Consider the following 19,382-nt stretch of genomic DNA (forward strand, 5'->3'; position numbering starts at 1 on the left):
GTGGCCTATAACGTAGAGATTCCAGGGTGGCTACAGGGCATCGCCGAGATCCTGAATTTCGGGATGGAGTACCCGGAAGCCCGTGCGGGGGATATGTCGGAACTCGCGCAGCATGCCCTACTCGATCCTGCGGCCGAGATGCGCGCGATCACTCCGTTCGTCGAGGAGACGATGGCGGATATCGCGGATATCTATACGGGTGTCGCTACCGATGCCTTGATAAAACAATTGGGTCAGCTGACGCAGGGTAAATATTCGCTGGACACGCTGGCGGACGCGATGGAGGAATTCGGGCGGGCCGTCGACGCCAGCGCAGACGGTATTACCAAGACGCAGTTGATGCTCTTGGGATTCGCGGCATACACACTGTACTTGTTGTGGTCGGCGCGGGCCCTTCTGTCGACGACACCGTGGGGGCGGCTCGCGTTGCCGGCCGCCGAGGCGATGATTATCGCGACAGGGAAAGAGCTCGTTGCTGTCACGGCCGGCAACGGGATGCGGCGGGTGGGTGCCGAATTGGCGTTGGCGACGATGAAAGATTCACTGGCGCCGTTGCTGACGAGGTTCGGGGCCTTGGTCCCGCTGGGGAAAGTGTTCGGCAACGAGATAGTGAAGGGGGCGCTCAAGGCGGGGGCCGTGGGTGTGGCGGTGGACGCCGGCGCCAGCCTGGCCGCGGGGGCGGAGATCAAGCCGGAATCGTTGTTGATATCGGGCACGTCGTGGGCCTTCGCACCATTGGCCGGTGGTCCGGCGGCATGGGCGATGTCGAAAGTGCTGGCGTCCTGGACAGCGCCGATGCTGGCGAAACGGGTGCTGATCGGGGCCGTCGCGGGGCAGGCCGGTATGGGCGGCATGTGGGCCGGCGGAGTTCTAGCGCAGCTGGCGATCGGGGGCAAGGTAGATTACTCGTTCGATCCGCATATGTTGGTGGCGGGAGCCGGACTGGGAGCGCTGAGTGCCGCCCGTCCGGTACCCGGCGGTGTGGGTGAGGGAGTTTCGGGGGCGGGGATGTCTCGCGCGCCGGACCTCGGGCAGCTGACGCCGCAGTCCCGTAGTGAGGGCCGCGCGCTCTATCTCGAGCTGTCGAAGCAGTTGCATCCGGACAAGCTTCCGGAAGGGGCCGCTCCGGCACGAACGAGTGGTCTCTATGACCGGGTCAACGAGATCGGCAACCAAGCCAACGGGCCCGGGCGGAACAACGCCTATTACGAAGGGCATGTCAAAGAGCTCAAAAACATTCAGCACGAATGGAATACGTATCGTGAAGGGCTGCGGGGCAACGCGGCGCCCGAAGGTTCGGTCCGTGCCCCGGCCGACGGCTCCGCGCCGCACCCGAACAGTGGCGGAAGGTCCGGCGCGGGCGATGGTGGCCTTCGTGCTGGATCGGCCCCCGAAACCGGCGGGCGACCGGCCGAAGGCGGAGTCCGCTCGGCGCCCGGTTCCGAAGCGGGTGCGCGGCCGGGCGCTGCGGACAGCGGTCACGGGAAATCGCCTGCAGTGCGCGGTGAGACGGGTAAGACGGTCGAAGGCCGATCGAGTGTCCCTCCGGTAGCCAGACCGGCGGCGGGTGGTGCCGGGGTGGGTGGCACCGTGGTCGCGGGCCAGCAGGCCGGCGCCGCCGCGCAGACAGGTCAGGGTACCTCGACCGGGGGGAATGCGGGCTCGACCGTCGACGGGTTGATGCAGGCGGTGGAACAACGGGGCAGTACGGCGGCGGGATTGCCGGTAGGCGTCGACCCGATGCCTGCCCGCAATCCCGCCGCGGTCCGGGACGGTATCGACCCCACGGCTGTGCTGAACCGATGGTCGGACGGTGCCGGCGCGGTGCCGCAGTGGCGCGGCACCGAGCGTGGCCTGGTGTATTTCCCCGGTGCCGCACGAGATCCGATATTCGAACAGGGCGCGGTGCCCGGCGAATCGGGTGTGGTCATCGGCTTCACTTCGATGGAGCAGGCGCGGGAATTCGGCTCCGAGGTGGTGTACGTGTTCGACGCGCCGGGCGGCTTCGCGCAGAACCTGCCGTCCGGTGGCCAAGCCGTTGTCCTGCTTGGTGGGGTGGGGTCGCAGTTCGTGGTCGGGAGACACGAATCCACTGCCGCGGGAACGATCTATGTGGCGAACCCGGGCTTCGATCCGAGTCGTCCGCCCGGAGAACGCCCCGACACCGGAGTCGCCGATCGGTCGAGTACATCGACACCTGCGCGCGAGCCCATGCCTGCGAAGAACGAGCCGGGGAGCAGGCTCGATTCGGCGGGATCTCCGAGGCCGGAGCCGGAGCCGCCGGCCAGGGGACGGCCGGGGCCCGGATCGGGCGCGCGGGAAGCGACGATGACGCCGACGCGGCCGAGGGAGGGCACGTCCGCCGCCGATCAGTTGCTCGCGGCGGCCCTGCGCGGACAGACGACGCAGCAGGCTGTCGAGGCGGGTATGGCGGCGACGAAATTCCCTGCCACAGCCGAGCCCATGCCGGCGGCCCCACCAGGTGCGAAAGAGCACGTCGATATGCCCGGGCTCTTCATCGGGTGGGGCAAGGCCGGGGGACAGGCCGCTGTCTGGCAGGGTACGAGCGGCGCGGGTGCGGTGTACGTCCCGGTACCGGAGGCAGGTGGCGCCGGACCCCCGTTCACCCAGGGGATCAGGCCTGAGCCCGGTATGAGCGTGGTCATCGGATACGACTCGCTGGATGCCGCGCGGCAGTTCGCCGGTGTGGGGCGGGTCTATGTGATCGACGCACCGGGTGGCTTCGCGCAGCGGACGCCGGACGGCGGCCGCGTAGTGATGTTCCCGGGTGGGGTGCGGTCGGAGTTCGTGGTCGGCCGTCACCAAACCGAACTGGATTCGCCCGGCGAGTGGGGCTATGTCGAGAATCCCAGTTTCGGTATCCCGTACACCGAACCCGCTGTGGGAACCGATTCCGTCCGCACCCGGCCCACATCGAAACCCGAGCCCGCGACGCGGCCCGGAGAACCGGCCGCGCACACCGGTCGAACCGCGGAACCGACCCGCGGTGGTCCGCCCGCGGCACCCACCCATCCGGAAGTGGTCCCACCGGCCGCGAATGCCCCTGTCGCGGGCGCTGCCGCGCCACCCGGGCCGCTGACCGTGCCGGGGCACGAACCACCCGCGGCGGTCCCGGAAGCGACGGCCACACCGAAGTCTGCCTCCGTGCCGGAGTCGGCGTCGGCACCGGAAACAACCTCGGCACCGGACACGACACCACGGTCGGATCCTGGAACGAAGGACAACACCCCCGGCTCGGCTCCGCGGAAGGACTCGGCAGCGACCTCCGCGGCGGCCACCACCCCGGAAGCGGGAACCGGCCCGCTACCCGCGGCGACAGCGGCCCGGTCGGCCGAGTACGACGGCACCGCGCAAAAAAGGCCGACCACCGCCGGCCACCGGGAAGAACCGCTGCTGGCGGGGCAATGCGCGACCCTGGCGTCCTACAAGTTCGAGCACGCGAACTGGATCGCGCGCGGCAGGGTGGGGTCCGAACCGGTCAAACCCCCGCCGGGAAACCCGCTGCGCGGCGACAACGCGGTCGATATCGCGAAGCACGTGCGCGGGGACTGGCACCGGGACCGCGAACACCACCGGACACTGTCCGAGCTGATCCACAAGGTGATGACCACGCCCGGGTTGGCGGCCCTGCTGGTGATCGAATACTCCGACGGCTTCGGGCACAGTGCTTTCGCGCGCCACGACCCCGTTCACGGCATCGTGGTCGAACACAGCTACAACGGTGGAGTCGAATACACCCATACGGGTCTCGACGAGGTCCGCGAGTTCGTCCGGGTCTTCGCGAACGAGACGCACCGGGTGACGTCCATCCAATCTCGGGACGGCGTACTCGAAACCCCACTCGCCGTCGGCGAAGAGCCCACCGCGTTGCCCGGCCTGCATATGCCTTCCGCCGATACCCGGATATTCGGGTCCCCTCAGGAGCCACAACGATTCAGCGGTAACGAGTCCTACCTACTCGATGTGGGTCCGGTCGCCGGGATCAGCCATATCGGCAGGCCGGAAATTCACCACCACAGCAACCAGGACGCGATGCGGCTCGGTGTATTCGATCACGGCGGTGAACCGATCGAGGTCGTGGTGGTGTGCGACGGCGTATCGACCTCGGCGGGTGGCGCCGTTCTCGCGGATGCGGCGGCGGAGGCCGCGATCGGGTATGTCGGGCGAGCTGTCGAGGCCGCCGTCGGCGGCGCATTCGACGCGAGTGCGGTGTCGGAAGCGGCGGTCGACGTTGTTCAGGACATAGCAAAAGGATTGGCCGAAGGGCAGTATCGGGACCTCGCAGAGCCTCCGGCCACTACGATCGTCATCGCGATCGTCCAGCAGGGAAAGGCGACGGTCACCTGGGTCGGTGACAGTCGAGCACGGGTCGGTTCACAACTGGTGACCCGGGACCACTCGGTATTCAACTGGTTCATGGATATGACGGCGATGTCCGATACCGACGTGGTCGCGCGCCTCGCCGAGTACGGGATGCGACCCGCCATGCTCGAGTTGATCAGGGAACTGGACGGCCTGACCGAAGCTCAGGCGCTGGCGCACCTCAAAAGATGGGGCGTGAAGACCGGGGCGCTGCAGCACGCCATCACGACGAAGGTGGGCCCGCCGAAGGGAAAGGCGACGTACACCGAGGTCATCGAGCTCTCCGGCGATGTCACCGTCACGGTCTACAGCGACGGTTTGAACAGCGTGGATCCGGTCGTTGTCGATCGCCTGCTGCAGGAGCACTCGCAGGATCCGGGGCAACTCGTCACCGCGTTGATCGATCAGGCCCTGATCACCAGCAAGGACAACATTACGGTCGCGGCCCTGCAACACCCGCCACGCCCGGCAGCCCACTACCATAAAGACGTCCTCTCGGCGGGGACAACGCAGGCCGAGACCGGGCCGGCCATAGCCGCGCAGCCACGTCCGACGCCGCCGCTGACTGCTTCGCAGACAGTGCAGATCCGGCAGATCCTGACGCAGGTCGGCTCGGCGCGTAAGCGTCTCAGCGTTATGGCCCGTTACGGTCGAATCGATTTGGACGGCTTAGGTGTGCCCACCGAGTGGGCCCCTGCCTTACAGCACAGGGCGCGCGACCCGCGCCTTACTGTCGATATGCGACGACATCTCGAAGCGATGTCTGCTGCCGCAGCTGAATACAGCGAGCGACGCGACCGTCTCGATGAACTGGCGCGGGACACACTGCCCTATATTCGGCCGCGCACTTCGTGGTCGGATCTACCCAACCAGTGTCTGCCCCATATGGTTTACGATCTGCGGCGCGATTCCGCGCAGGCGAATGATCCGGTGCGCGGCGCCGACCCGCTATGCGGTATCTCGGGCGACGAGGTCGCGGTTGAGCTTGCCGAAGGACATGACGTCGAGCCGGTGCCCGCACAGTGGCGGACGAACTTCGGTGTCGCGGTCGACGAATTACGAGCCGGCACCGGCGGTGCGGCACAGATGCTGGTGGCCTACCCGAAGGTCGCGGCATCCAGTGCGCATGGACCGATGTACCACGTCGTCCGGCTGATCCGGCATTCCGATCGGATCGAATACCGCGACCCGGTCAACTTCGATTTCGATCCCGACTTCACTCCGCCCCGGGGCGGAGCGCCGGTGCTGGTGTGGCACCTGGACGAGCAGAACAAGCCGATCGTGGTCGGCAACCCGAACCCGGTCGATCCGCGCACTGTGCCGTATGAGGTGCGTATCGGAGCCTCGACCGCCGGCGAAGGTGAGTCGAGCCTGCCTCGTGGTGAGCTTCCGGACCCGGACCCGGTGGACGAGCTCACGCAGGAGGTGTTGCGGCGCAACGGTGTCGAAACATTGGCTGCGCTGCTGAATCCGGTACGGGGCAGTGACAGCCTTGTCGCCGCGTCGCGGCTGCGTGCGCGGGTGGCTGCCGAGCTGGTCGACACGGCGGCGCGGGGCGGGCTGAGTGCGGAATTGCCGGCCCGGCATCCGGGTCTGACAGCGGTGATCGGGGCGTTGCCGGCCCACGACGCGGAGAAAGCCAATTGGGCTGCTCTCGAGTCCGGCCGGGCCGGACTCGGTCACCGAGCGGCGGCAATCCTGAAGGATATCCGCGGTACTGCCGAGAGCGTGGCGGGCGATACGCCGGTGCGGTTGTTGTCGGCGGTCGAGGTGCCCGATCCCGGACCACAGGACGCGCGGGGCGGCGTGCTCCGAGTCCATCTCGGGCTCGGTCCGGTCGACGATTCGGACACCCTGATCTGGCATATGGCCGACAGTGCTCCCGACGGGCCCGCGCTGATGGAGGGTATAGGTGGTGCCCTCGCCGACTTCGCGGGCCGCCGGAATTCACCGGGGACCGTGGCAATGATCGCGGTTGTCACCTTCGACCTTCGCCCGCCCCCGGAGGACTGGGCGGGCACGCTCGACCGTCGGATCGCCGCAGCCGCCGAGTCCCTGGTCGAATGGGTCTCCGGGGTCAACGCGATCCGCGAATTCCGCGAGGGCGGGCTCAAACCGACGGTCCAGCTCGTCGGCCGCGGTGCCCAGAGTGAGGCCGTGCGGATAGCGAGCCGGGCCGCGGGTATGGCCGCCGAATACGACGGGGAGATCGACGTCGATCCGCCGCTGGACGTGCTGACCGACGTGCCCGGTGCTGCGGAGATCACTCCGGAGCGGCAGCAGAGGGCCGCACGAGCGCTTCGAGAGTTGGAGGCGCTCGGGCCCGAGCCCACCGCCGCGCAGATCGCGGAATTCCTGACCGGCCTGGGTGCCGGGTTGAATGACCTTATCGACGCCGCACCGGAGAAGATCTCCGAACTTCCCGGTGCACCCGGGCTTTCCCGTCACATCACGTCGTTGACGTCACTGGCTGCTGCCAGGCGGAGCGCCGAGGCCCGCGTGCGCGACGAAGAGCAGCGGGACGGCGGCCCCTCGCTCGCCGCGACCGAGAAACTGCAGGATATCGAGGCTCGGTTGGCGATGCTGAATCGAACCCTGCGCTCGGTTCGCCATCTGCCCGGCCGCCCCGCGATGACGATCCTTTCGCTCGAGGAACCGTTCGTGGAAATCGGTCGTGGGGACCGGGCCGGCATGATCGACTTCCATATCGCCGTCGGCGAGGCGAACCCGGTCACACTGGATACGATCCTGCAGCACGCTGTCGACGCGCATCAGGCTCGGACCGCTCAGAATGCCGGGCTGGCTACATACGTGTGGCGGGGCGGCGACCCGCGGCGAATGGTCCGCGAGCTCGACGCGCTGTTGCAGCTGCGTATCCGTGCCGGCGAACAACTCGAATTGCCACCGATGCGGACCTTCACCCGCACCTACGGTGCCGATGTCAGCGACGGCGATCAGCTGGACTCCTGGCTGCTGGCGTTACTGGTAGACAGGGTCGCGCGCCGGGCACATACGACCGTGACTCTGGCGAGCCGCCTCTCCCGCCCCGCGGCCGAAGTGGAGCCCCTGCTGGATCCGGGCTCGCCGGAACGGGCGGATTGGGTCGAACAGTACGACTACGTTCGCGGCCAGGTCATGTTGCCGGTGCTGTCCGAAGACGCTCAGGCGATCGAACAGGAAGTCGCGAACCTGCGCGCGAGACCCGGAAAAACCGCGGTGGAGAAGAATTTCGTCGCCCTGCACGACACCTTGGCACAGCTCGATGACCTCGAACAGTTCCGCCGGCACACCGAGCAGATCCTGTTGTTGCATGAGACACTGCGCGACGCCCGGAAACGGTACGAACAGCAGTTGGATACCCGCGATTCGTTCGACTGGTTCGCTCAGCAGGCGCGTAACCTCGCCGATGCGGCGACAGCAGTTCTCCGGGAAGCCCCGGCCGCGGTTCTCGGGACAGTGCGCGCGGGGGGCCGGGTCGTGGAGAACATGCACGGTCTGCAGCCCGGCGCGCGGTTTCAGCCCCAGGCCGCCGTACAGCAGTTGCGGGCGAGCGAGGCGGAGATCCGGCTCTGGGCGGATGCCCTCGTCGAGTCGGGTGCCGAGCCGGAGAATCTGACCGCCGCGCAATGGGCCGCGCTCTCGCCCGATATCGCGGTGCTCGTGCGGGAGCTGCTGGAGATCCGGGCACTACTGATCGAGACCGAGCGTGTCGAGGCGCACGCTACGGCGCTCGACGAACAGCGGGAGCTGCTGGACCTCGGGCTGACGGAGGCGACCGAAGCCGCGCAGGGTCGCGCGCCCGCGCCGCGTGTCGGACTGGGGCACAATCTGACGCAGCTCCGGTCCGACTACCGGGCGGTCGGGCGGAAGCTGGACTCGACGACGGAGGAGCGCGATACCGCGCGCAAGCTCGGCGACCTCATCGACTCCGCCGAACTCTCCTTGTCGAACGCGCATAAATACAGGTACAGCGCTCTCATCCGGTTCGCCGATTTGAAACGCGAGCTGGGCGTGCGGGTGCGGGGGCCGGAAGCGATACAGGAGCTGCGGGAGCAGCGTGCGGATGTGGCGGGTACCGATCCCGGCCGGGCCGCCGGATTGGCGGAGCTCATCGCGATCGCCGAGACCCATGAACGGCGACAGCGAGCTTTCGGGTGGCTGGATCTGCACGTCCTCGGTCTCGAAGAGCCGGCAGCCGAGCTTCGTGCCGCGCGGAACGAGCTCGCGCATTACCGCGGCCGTCTCGAAGAACTGTCCGCCGACGCCGGAGTCCGGCGCCCGGCGCAGGATCTCGATCCTCAGCTGCCGTCCGCGGCCCGGCAACTGCCGGACCGGACACCGGGCCCGGGGAAAGGCGAGTCGGCCGCGCGAGCCGAGCGAATAGCTGTCGCCGCCGCGGCGGTCGGCGCTTTATCCGGCCGAGTCCGCGAGCTCGAACAACGACTGAGCGACGGATTGGCGCAGACGTCCGGGATCGAGCGGACCGGCGCCGAGCGGTTCAGCGCAGCCGCAGGTCGCACCGACGGTGTCCAGGCGGCACCCGTCGTTCCGCGTCGGCGGGAGATCGCGATCGCGGATGCCGAGGGTATGGGCGGGTACGAGCGTCCGCACAAGCTGCGGGACCTCGACGACCAGTGTGGGCGCGCGATGATGGCCGCCAATGCCGCCCGCACCGGACGAGACCCTGCGGCCGTCGAGCCCGCTGTTCCGGGCCAAGGCACGCTGACCAGCTATGTCGAGGCGAACAAAGCTCGCCCCGGACAACGGGTCAGAGCGCATCGGCTGCGCAATATGCGTGCGGCCTACGAGGGGCTGCTCACCTGGGCGTCCGAAACGGAGAGCCGGCAAGCCGGGAGCGGTAACGGCCTGTCGATGTTCGTGTTCATGGCGGCGACCGAGGGGCTCGGGCACGCTGTCGAATTGGTGGCGGTCGTGGCGAACGGCTCGATCCGAGTCGATCTCTGGGACGCGGGTCGCGACCGTATCATCCGGGATTTCGTACCCACCGACGAACCGGCCGCGCAGAAGATGACCGGTCTGTGGATGGACGCGCAGGGCTTCGCGGTCGCGGAGCCGGCGGGTGTGCGGCCGCGCCCGGAGCGCGACACCGATATCGCCGTCGCCACCTCCGATCCCGCGGCAGCGGCGCGCCGGGAGCTGGTGGCGCTGGCGCTGGACCGCGCGGGAATCGACGACGTCGAACACATGGTGCACCGCGACGGCGAGGTGCTGTCCCTGGAAGCCGCACGAGACCTGGGCGCCCGGAACGCACGGCTGTGGTACGGGGCCAACACCGACGAGCGTGCCGCGCTGGAGCAGGAGCATCCCGCGATCCTCGGCGAAGCCCCGGGCATCCCGCGCGCCACCCGGCACCAGCTGAACGAACTCGAATGGCAGCGCGAAGTCGATGAGCTGGAAAGCCGGGAAGGCACCCTCTCCGAGACCGACCACCAGCGGCTGCTGGAGCTGGAGAAGGTCGGTGACCTGCGAGACGAGGGCAGGAAACGCGCAGAGCAGATGGGCGTCCCGTTCCATCTGCTCTCGTTCCCCCGCGGCACGGGACTCGGCGGGGCCGCGGGCCGCCTGCTGTTCGAATACGGCGACGAGACCGCGCCCGAGAGCGAGATCTGGTACCCGGTGGTGCGCAGCAGCGTTCCCGCCGAGTTCGCCGAGGTGGTACGCGACGGTGCGAACTTCGCCGCGCTCGAACACCGCCCCAGCCGGCCGGTGACCGTACTCGTCATGCACTCCTACGGGGATGCCGAGACACGCAATGCCCGTGAGGCACTCGCCGGTGAAGATCTTGCGGCGCGTATCGCCGCGAATGCCGGGGCGCGTGAAGTGTGGTCTCCCCACGGCGGACAGCCACGTATCGAACTGGTCAGTCGTAGCAATACCAACCGTGGAACACAGATCTGGCAGGACGTGGCCGAACGCCTGCGCGGCAACGGACTGGACCTGATCCGGGTAACACGCGACGAGTCCACCGAAGACGTCATCGGCCGGGCCCGGGATTGGGTGGCGGATCTGCCCGGCGCGCCCAGGCTGCACACCCGCTCGCTCACGCCCACGAAGTACTTCGGGATCGGCGCCGACCCGCACACGGCGCAACGGGTGGTCATGCTCGTGCGAGCGGAAGGGACAACTGATTCCCTACGCATCGGTCTGCGCGACGCGGTGGAGAAATACGCCGCCGAACACAGCGACACTCGATCGACCGCGGTGCTCTTGTGGCAGGGCGGCGACGCCCGGCAGTTGGCCGCGGCTCTTACGGAACTGGCCGCGAATCGCGAGGACGCCACCGCCGCGGCACGTAAGATCCCGGTCCTCGGCGATCGACCCGGCGACCGGATCCTGCGAGCCGCTGTGCAAGAAGGCCGACTCGAGCAAATTCGCGGCGCTTTCACGAACCTACCGCGCCGACCGTCCGAACCACCCGGCCAGTTGTCCACATTCGTAGGGCGCTTGAAGGATCCGCTGATCGCGAAGGCCGGCGCCCCCGCGCTGATCAGAAAGGCCGGAGCATGGTTGTACGGAAACCCGATGCAGACTCCGGCCGCTGTCTCCGAGACCGCTGTCGATCTTCGGGTAGTCGAACCCCGGTTGGGCGAGTTGGATACGTTGCGGCGGTTGTCTCGTGAGCAGCTGGCCGACACCCTCGCCGAACTGGAGTGGCGCTTCGCCGACCAGGACACGACCGCCGCCGAGCTCGTGGCCGAAGATTCGGACAGCAGACGCGCGGTCGTCGAAGAGTTGATTCGGGCGAGGGAGCGCCTGGTCGAGGCGATCCGAGCCGACGACGAGCGATTTCGCCCCGATGACAATAGTTCGCTGCGGAGACACGCCCAGGAATTGGCGAGGGAGGCCGATGTTCCGGCGAACCGCCGCGATGCGGCGGAGCTGTTCGTCTGGCTCTTCGACACCGTCATGTTCATCGACAGTGCAGTCCTGCTCGAATCCCGGATCCAGCAGATCGATGTGGTGGAAGCCGCCGCTTTCTACGCCCGAGCGCTGGCCGCGCACGGGGAATTGTCGGCCGGGGCATACCAGCGATTGCGCGACCGGCTATCGGAACTCGAGACCAGCGCTGAGGCGATATACCTCAACGACGCCGAAAGGAGGCAGCGTCAGAACGGAAAAGACTCTGTTGCCGAGATACTGGCCGATCCCGGGAAACAATCGGTCGAGGAGGTTTTCGACGAACAGCTGAAGCGCGCGCGGGAGATCATCGCCGAGTTCGGTATCCTCGCCGGAGCGAATGTACCGGTGTTCGGTGGCGGGGCGCTGTATGAGCTGGGCGACGCCGACGCGGTGCGACGCAGGGAATTGCACGGAATGCCGGCCCTACGAGGTAGCGCGGCCGAACCGGACGAGCGCACCGCCCAGGCTCTGCGACTGCTTCGCGACCGGCGTGCCCTGCTGACGAAGAAGATGTCGTCCCTCTTCGGAGTTGCCCCGGCCCTACTCGACCAGGCTCGGGTGCGCGGGATCGACGAGGTGTTGACGCGTCGAGGTGTCCGTGACGATGAGCAGAGCCGGGCCGCATCGAGATGCCGCATGCTGGACATCGATATCGCCAGGGCGGAAGAGACGATTCGGGTCTCCACGCGCATGCGCGGTATCGACCGTCTGCGCGCGGCGCTGTATGAAGCGCAAACACACCTCCCCGTGGTGGAACGCCGCCTGGTCGGCCTACAGGCGGAGCACCGGGAACTACTCGAGGACAACGGGTTCGGGTACGGAACGGGTATCGCCGAGCCCGAGGAAGTTCGGCGACAACTCCAGCGCGCGGAGCAGCGTAACGTGCATCGATACGAACAGCTGGCGTCGCGGCGTATCGAGAACGCGTTGCGTGAGCTGCTCGATCTCGCCGGTCAGCGGAAGCTGTGGCAATGGCGGATACAACGCTTGCGGGAGCTCGAGCATCGGCTCGACACGCTCGCTGCGGAGCGGGTGCGGGTGCTGGATGAACGTGAAGCCGTCGATGTGCGCGTCGACGAATTGGCCGCCCCGGACATCGACTGGTTGGGCACCGGTGCGCAGCGCTCCCCGCGGCTCCGACGCTTCCACGCCGCCGAGCGGGCCGCACTGGCATCGAGGATCGGCGCGGAAGCGCTTGCCGACTACGGCGCCACCGCGACGGATCTGACCGCTGCGCAGATCACATTGCTCACCGGGGCGCGACCGGATCTCGTCGCCGATGTGTGGTTCCACGAAAGGGTCGCCCGCTTCCGGCGTCTGGAACAATTGATCGGCTTTGCCGCCGAGTCCAGCCGTCTCACAACACAACTCACGCGTATCGATGACGCCCTGGCGAAGGGCCTCGCCACCGGCGTCGAAGCCGTCATCACCGAAAAAGCCGCTCTGCCGAGTCGCGCCGATCTCAGCGAGATCACCACCGGCACCGACGAGCATCTCTGGGGCGCACAGCAGAACAACTGCCTGGTGCAGGCGGGGACCGCAGTCTACGAGGCGGTGGGTGGCGCCGCATCGGAGAAGCTGCGCGGCCACGCGACAGGGGCCCAAGGGGTCCGCGCCCCGGAGGCGCCCGAACTGCTCGACGCGGACTTCCGCGAAGGCGGATACCGCGATATCCACGAGGCCGCCCGCCATGTGGAGGAGACCGGCGACGCAGTGGTGCTGGTGGTGTCCTACCGGGGCTTCACCGACGCCGCCCGGCCGGGATCACACGCAGTAGGCCTGGTTTGGGAAGGCCGAACCGAGCCCCGGGCGGATGGTGGGACGGTTCCCGTGAAGGGTGCTGGTGAGGTGGTCGCGCTGGATGGGGGCAAACGAATCCCGTTCCCGACGTGGGCACTCGGGCAGAGAGGAATTCGCAGCGCGTCCGGGTTCGAGATCGAGCAGGGCGGCACGGCCCGACGCGCACTCGTCGACGGCAGGTCCCAGGCCATCGCCGGACTCGATTACGACAATGTCGCCATCGCAGGCCGACCGGCAGAGCCGGCCGCGGCGGTGGGGACGCCCCGGAGCGTCCCAGCGGCGCATACCGGCGTACCGGCGAAGGCTGCCGACCCGGCGGACGGTACTGCCTCGGCGTCGACCGTAGCGACACCGCGCACGCCGCAGCGTCGGAGCCGTGTTCGACGGGACGACCCGTCGAAGTTCTATCTGGTCGATCCGCGGCTGGGTCCGGAGGCGTGGGCGGTGCGGGGTACCGCCGCGCGGCCGGGGGATCCGGCGGGAGTCGCGGATGTACTGGACACTCTCGGCGGCAGCCGCAACGGATTCGCCGGCTATGCCCGGCCGGTGCAGGGAGCCCTGCCCTTCGTCGATTTCACACGTCCACTCAAGGACGGACGGCGGCCATTGCCCGACGACGGGGTGTTGTTCGCCTCCGGCGGCGGCCCGCCTCGGAAGAAGAAGCCCGCATCCGGGGAGCCCGACGAGCCCTCGAAATCTTTCCTGCGGTGGATCCGCCGGAAGAACCGGCCCAAGAAATCGCCGCTCTTCAAGCGGTGGGCCGGTAGCACCACGGCGACGATCAGCGGTGAATCCTTGGCCGCTGTCATCCCGGTGTCGATGCTGCAGATGGGCGCATCGATCGATCTGGTCGGCGCGACATCGGCGGGAGTCTTCACGGCTGCGGCGGCAGGTTATTTCGTGGGTGGACCGGTCGCGGACAGGTTCGAGCCCCGCCGGATTCTGATGTCCACGTCGACAGGCACGGTCGCCGTTGGACTCAGCACCGGCATCTGGGTCGCGTCCGGTCAGCCCGGGACCGTGGAAGCCATGATGGCAGCGGCTGTGATCATCCCGTTCTTCAATTCCATAAGCAAGACGGTCAATGTCAAGTATTACAAGGCGTTGGATCCCCGGCCAGATTTCAAGGATGCGAATAGGTACATTCTGCTCGAGCGCTCGATGGCCGCCTCGACAGGTAAATCTGCCGGACCCATGCTCGGACGGGCATCAATCGCTCTCCCGTTCGTGAATCTCGTTGCATCCCATCTCGTGAATCTGGGAATACTGCACAAACTTCCCTCTGTGCCGATCGAGAAGAAGAATACGCCCAAGTGGTATGAGGGGGCGATTGAACTATACCGAGACAAGTTCATGCGCACCTTTACTTTCGCGAGTTTCTTCGCAGTTGCCGTCGATGCGGCAGGCCGCCTGCAACTCAATAAGATCGCGAGCGAGGTGCCCTCGCCGATCGCGGCAGGATTGATGCTATCCGGGATGAGCCTCGGGATCGTGGCTTCGACATGGCCACCGGAATGGGCCAACAGAATTCCGCTGAAAGTCACCTACCCTGCTTCGTTTATGTCGATGGCGGGCCTCATGTCGGTGTACGCGAATACTTCGGACCCGGTGCTGGTCGGGTCGGCTGCTTTTGGAGCCGGCATCGTTCAGAATATGAACAACAAGAGGTTCGGTGAATATTGGAACAAGGTCATTTCCCGCAGGGTGGAGGGCGGCGCGACATCGGTCTTCGAGCTCACCGGCGCGGCAGGTGGTGCGGTCGGCGCCCTGGGCGGTGCCGCTCTGCTGGGAGGCCTTGGTGACGCGGCAGGGCTGGTGAACGCCGCCGGATTCGGAGCACTCGCGGTCACCGGTTCGATACTCGGGTATCTATATCTGCATCGCAAGAATCGACAACCGACCGTAGGTGACGGTTCGACCGAAACTGCCGAAACCGGAATCCCCGATCTCGAACCCGCGATTGTGAAGAATTGCGCCATCCAACTCGCCCGCACGTTCCGTTCTCTCGGCCACCACAGTTCTCCGGAACCAGATGAAACCGATCCGCGCTGGGATGCCGAGGACAACTGGAAAATTCTCGAATCCTATCTCGGCGCCCGGCTTCGGCCGTACCCGGCGAAGGGTGATGATGCCCTCGCCGCCATCGTCGAAACCGTCCGGAATCCGAAGAGCGGGGTCGATACCGCCGCTATCGTCGTGCAGAAGGGCGACCGGGCCCACGGGTTCCTGATCAGAAATGTGACCAAACAGCCCGGCAAGCGACCCGAAGGCCAACCCGAAGAACAAGTAGTCCTGATATACGACACTCTCATCGAAGTCGATCCCGATAACCCCCTCCCCAGGGTGCGCAACTACGACGGCGACGAAAACGGTGAGAACAAATGGGAACCGGTCTATAAGGACCCCGACCGAGTTTTCTACGCCTACTACACCAGCAACAAGGGCGACCCCGTCTCGACCGAGCGTGGACGGCGTGCCCGCGCGCACACCCAGCACCCGCCGAAGATCCAGGGCCCACCCGCCGAGCAGGTCCCGGCGCACGACTACCGGAAACCCACTACTGGGGTATCCGGCGAATCCACGGCAGCGCCCGCCGCGCCGGCTCCGGCCGTGCGGGTGCCCGCCGGCCCGGTGGAGCCGGCCGCACCGAAGAGCGATCCGGGAAAACTGGACGAGGTGCTGGACACACCCGGCGGGAAGCTGGGCCGCTCAGAAGGTATCGCGCCCCAGTCGAATACGTCTCGCCTCAGTCCCGAGTTGGCCTTCCATACCCCGCCCGGTGGCAATCCGAGCCCGAGACGGCTCCATGCCGTACCGAACGTAGTAGCCGAGACGAACGGCGACCGGCCGAGTTTCGGTTCCGACCTGAGCAGGATACGGGACGCGGCCGTGCAGCGGCGGGGCGAGCTCGCGGCGAGGCTGAAAGCGTCGGATATTCTGCACGCCGGTGGCCGCGCCCGGTGGGAGCAGCGGCGCCTCGAATTCGCGGAAACCGCCGCCGAAGAACTGGGCCTGCCGGTGGAGTACCTGACCCCGGAGTGGGTCGTCCGGCAGGACCGGAGATCGGATCTCGTAGTCGCTTCGGTGGCGATGATCGACCGGATGCTCTCCGGCGAGAACAGCTTCCGCCGGCTGGATTCCCAGGTCGAAGGCATCGAGGCGCTGGAGCGTGAACAGCGCGACGCGTACCGGCGGCGTGCGGAGGCCACCCGGCGTTACGCGGAACTGCGCGAGGCGCATCTGGAGCGATTCGAGGGGGACCGCGAACCGCTGCCGGCCGAACCGAGGGCGTTGAACGCGGTAGCTGCCCTGCGCGAGAAGGCATACCGGCCGGGAGCAGGTATCCAGACGCCCCGTTACCTCGGATTGCATGATCTGGTCACCGCTGCCCAGGACTTCCGGCGGGCCGGCGACCAGGCGCGGATGCTCGACGCTATCGCGGCCCGGCTCGATGTCCGCGCGCGAGAGCATCACGCTATCCGTGCCGATATCGAGCAGACCAGGCAGGAGCTCGATCGGCTGGCCGCTCAGTGCGAAGTGGACCTGTCGGACGTGGGAATCACAGGTCGTTTCCGGGAAGGGCCCGGCAGTCTGCGCAACAGACTCGATCGCCTGAAGGACAGCGGTCCGGTCTCGACGGATCGATTGGGGCGATTCGAGAAGATGATCGACGCCGCCATAAAGTTCAAGAACCTGATGCTGGCGGACGAACACGCTGATTTCGCCTGGGATCGCGTACGCGCGGAAGTCTCGGTCGCGGTCCGTGAATCGCTACCCTTCGCGCCGCCGCCCGGCGCCAGGGAACGGGCGGCCGGGCTCTGGGAAGGCCGGCACGAATTTGCGCACACCGCAGCATTTTTCGCTTCCAAGACCTCCGCCGAGCGGTGGGAGCTGGCAGAGGGGGGCCGTCCGGCCGCGGAGATCGATCTCGCCGGCATCCCTGCCCGGTGGCTCAACCGCATGAACCGCTACGAGATCGTGCACCGGTTGGCCGCGCTGGAGCGGGGCGGCGATGCCGGGCGCACCGTCGCGCAGAAACGGCAGTGGCGGGAGCTGTGGGAGCTCCGGGACGTATTGGTGCAGGCAGAGCGGGCGGCGGCCACAGTTCCCGGCGACCCGGTGCCCGTGCACCTACTGGACATCGACGGGCCCGTGGTCGCCTTCGAGGACTTGGATACCTCCGCCGTGTGGAAGGTACACGTCCTGGACCGGGACGAATCGGCCTCGGCGCTTGGGATCACCGCCGTCACGCAGGGCCTCATCGCCGGGCCGGGAGACCAGAGCACGCGCGAAGCGCAAATGATGTGGGTCAGTACCGCACACAGCCACCAGCAGGCCGCGAATCACCTGGTCGACGCCGTCAACGCCCGGGTCTCGACCCGGGACCACCTGCCGCGGGGCGGCTCGTTGCCGGCGGTGCAGTTCATCCAGCACGGCGACACCACCGATATCGTGAATGCCGCGACCGCACCCGGTACAGCACTGCGGCGCGAACGAGTCGCCGCCGATGATCCGGACCGAGTACCAGCCCGCGACGGGACCGGATACCGGCCCCCGAGCTTGTCCCGGGCACCTTCGCCGTTGGCCGAGCACGACCTCGAGGGACTTCTGCCGCCGGACTGCACGAAGTACGTCATCGCCGAGTGGACCGACCAGGACCCGCGCTTGCTGGCCGGTATCAGCCGCACACCCGATCAACTCAGCGAGGCGCTGCAGGCGAGCTGGGGTGGCCCGGTCGCCGATGGCACGCCCAGGAGTTACCGTCCGGACGACGAACTCTCTTCGTTCCTGGAGGTAAGGCCGAAGACAGCGACCGACAGAATCGCTCACGACCTGATGGAAATGGGCCGGGGCGCGCACGCGGCGGTGGTGGTGGAGTACGAGTCGGGCGGGCACGTCGACGAGTTGATCTACGTCGGCGGACTGAACTCGCGCGGTCGGCCGCGGCTCATCGAGCGCCGTTGGGTCCCGGGTGAGAGCACCGCGGCGACGCTCGAACGTCCCACCACACGGATGGTCGAGACCGAATACGAATGGGGGCAGCAGAAGCCGGGTGTGCTGCGCACTTACGCGATCCTCCGCAACCGCTTCCGGGCTCCGCTGGTGGAATACACGCCAGGCAACGGCACACCGGGCGATACGAAACCTCCGGTAGACCTCGAGATCGGCCGCGAGCAGCCCGGGAACGAATCGGTCGAGGGCGCCGCCGGACCACGTGGGGAGCTGGATCCGGTTCGGGGTGGTGGGGAGGTGGAGATCGGTGGGTCCGAGGTTGTTCCCCGCCCGGATCCGGTCGCCAGTGCCGTGCAGCGCGCGCTGGACGAGGAGCTTGCCCGCGACCCGGAAGGCGAGCAGCTCACCGGTGAGGTCGCCTGGTTCCCGGAGCGGAACCTGCTGTTCGTGGTGGCGCGTCGTGACCAGCATGTGGCAGCACTGAATGAATTGCTCACCGAGCACGAGGAGTTCGCCGATGCACTCTGGCGGCCCGGGTTGGCGATTCGGTATGTGCGGGTCACTCCATGGCCGAACGGCGGCGTGGAGCTGAACCCCATCACCCGAGACGAGGCTGAGGGGCCGTACCGCCGCGCGACGCCCGAGGAGGCCTTCGCGGCGTTGATCGGCGGGTATGTGGAGGCCCGGAAGAAGGGGACCACCGCGGATCCCCTGGACGAATGGTTGCTGCTGTTCGGTAACGATGCCTTCTACCAGAAGAAGGACATTGCGACCCGTTTCCGTAAAGGGGCGTACGACGCGCGTAAGCCGGAATTCGAAGCACTCCGCCACGATCCGAACGCGATCAATCATCGCAATGACGAGTCGGAGACCGACCTTCCGGATCAGGACGACCTCGTCGTCGGCCGGCTTCGCAACAACATCATGGAAATCGGTTACCGGATGGCGGAGGCGAACCCGATGGTGGGGCCGGGGCATCCCGCGGAGATCATGCAGCGTCTCTATCTGCGGCAGATACCACTGCCCGAGGTGACATCGCCGAGGTTCCGGCACGACAAGGAGTACTCGCTCGACGTACCTGCCCTCGGTAGACCTACGGTCGCGATCAGTCGCGCCTTCGGCGGCTACAACCTGCGTATTTCCAGAAGACATAATGCTTTGTCTGCGTTCCTGTCCCGTGAACTCGATATCGCCGACGACTGGCCCTTCGAGGTGATAGACAGGATCAGGGCGGCGCTTCGGGGCGGTACCAAGGACCTACCTGCGCGCCTCCGGGCGACCGAACCGCCACCGCGCGAGGTGCCCGCGCTGCCCGCCGCAGCGAG

1 protein-coding gene (cut by a window edge) is annotated in these 19,382 nt (G+C 67.2%); it reads left to right on the forward strand.

The window, feature by feature from the left end; genetic code table 11:
* Window positions 1-19,382: the 5' portion of an MFS transporter gene (locus tag ACQPYS_RS03655; RefSeq protein WP_433491694.1), read on the forward strand. 22,006 nt of this gene lie beyond the right edge of the window; 19,382 of the gene's 41,388 nt are visible here — the first part of the coding sequence; it begins with the start codon at window positions 1-3; the stop codon falls past the right edge of the window.

Source organism: Nocardia grenadensis, from assembly GCF_050942415.1.
GTDB classification, from domain to species: Bacteria; Actinomycetota; Actinomycetes; order Mycobacteriales; family Mycobacteriaceae; genus Nocardia; species Nocardia grenadensis.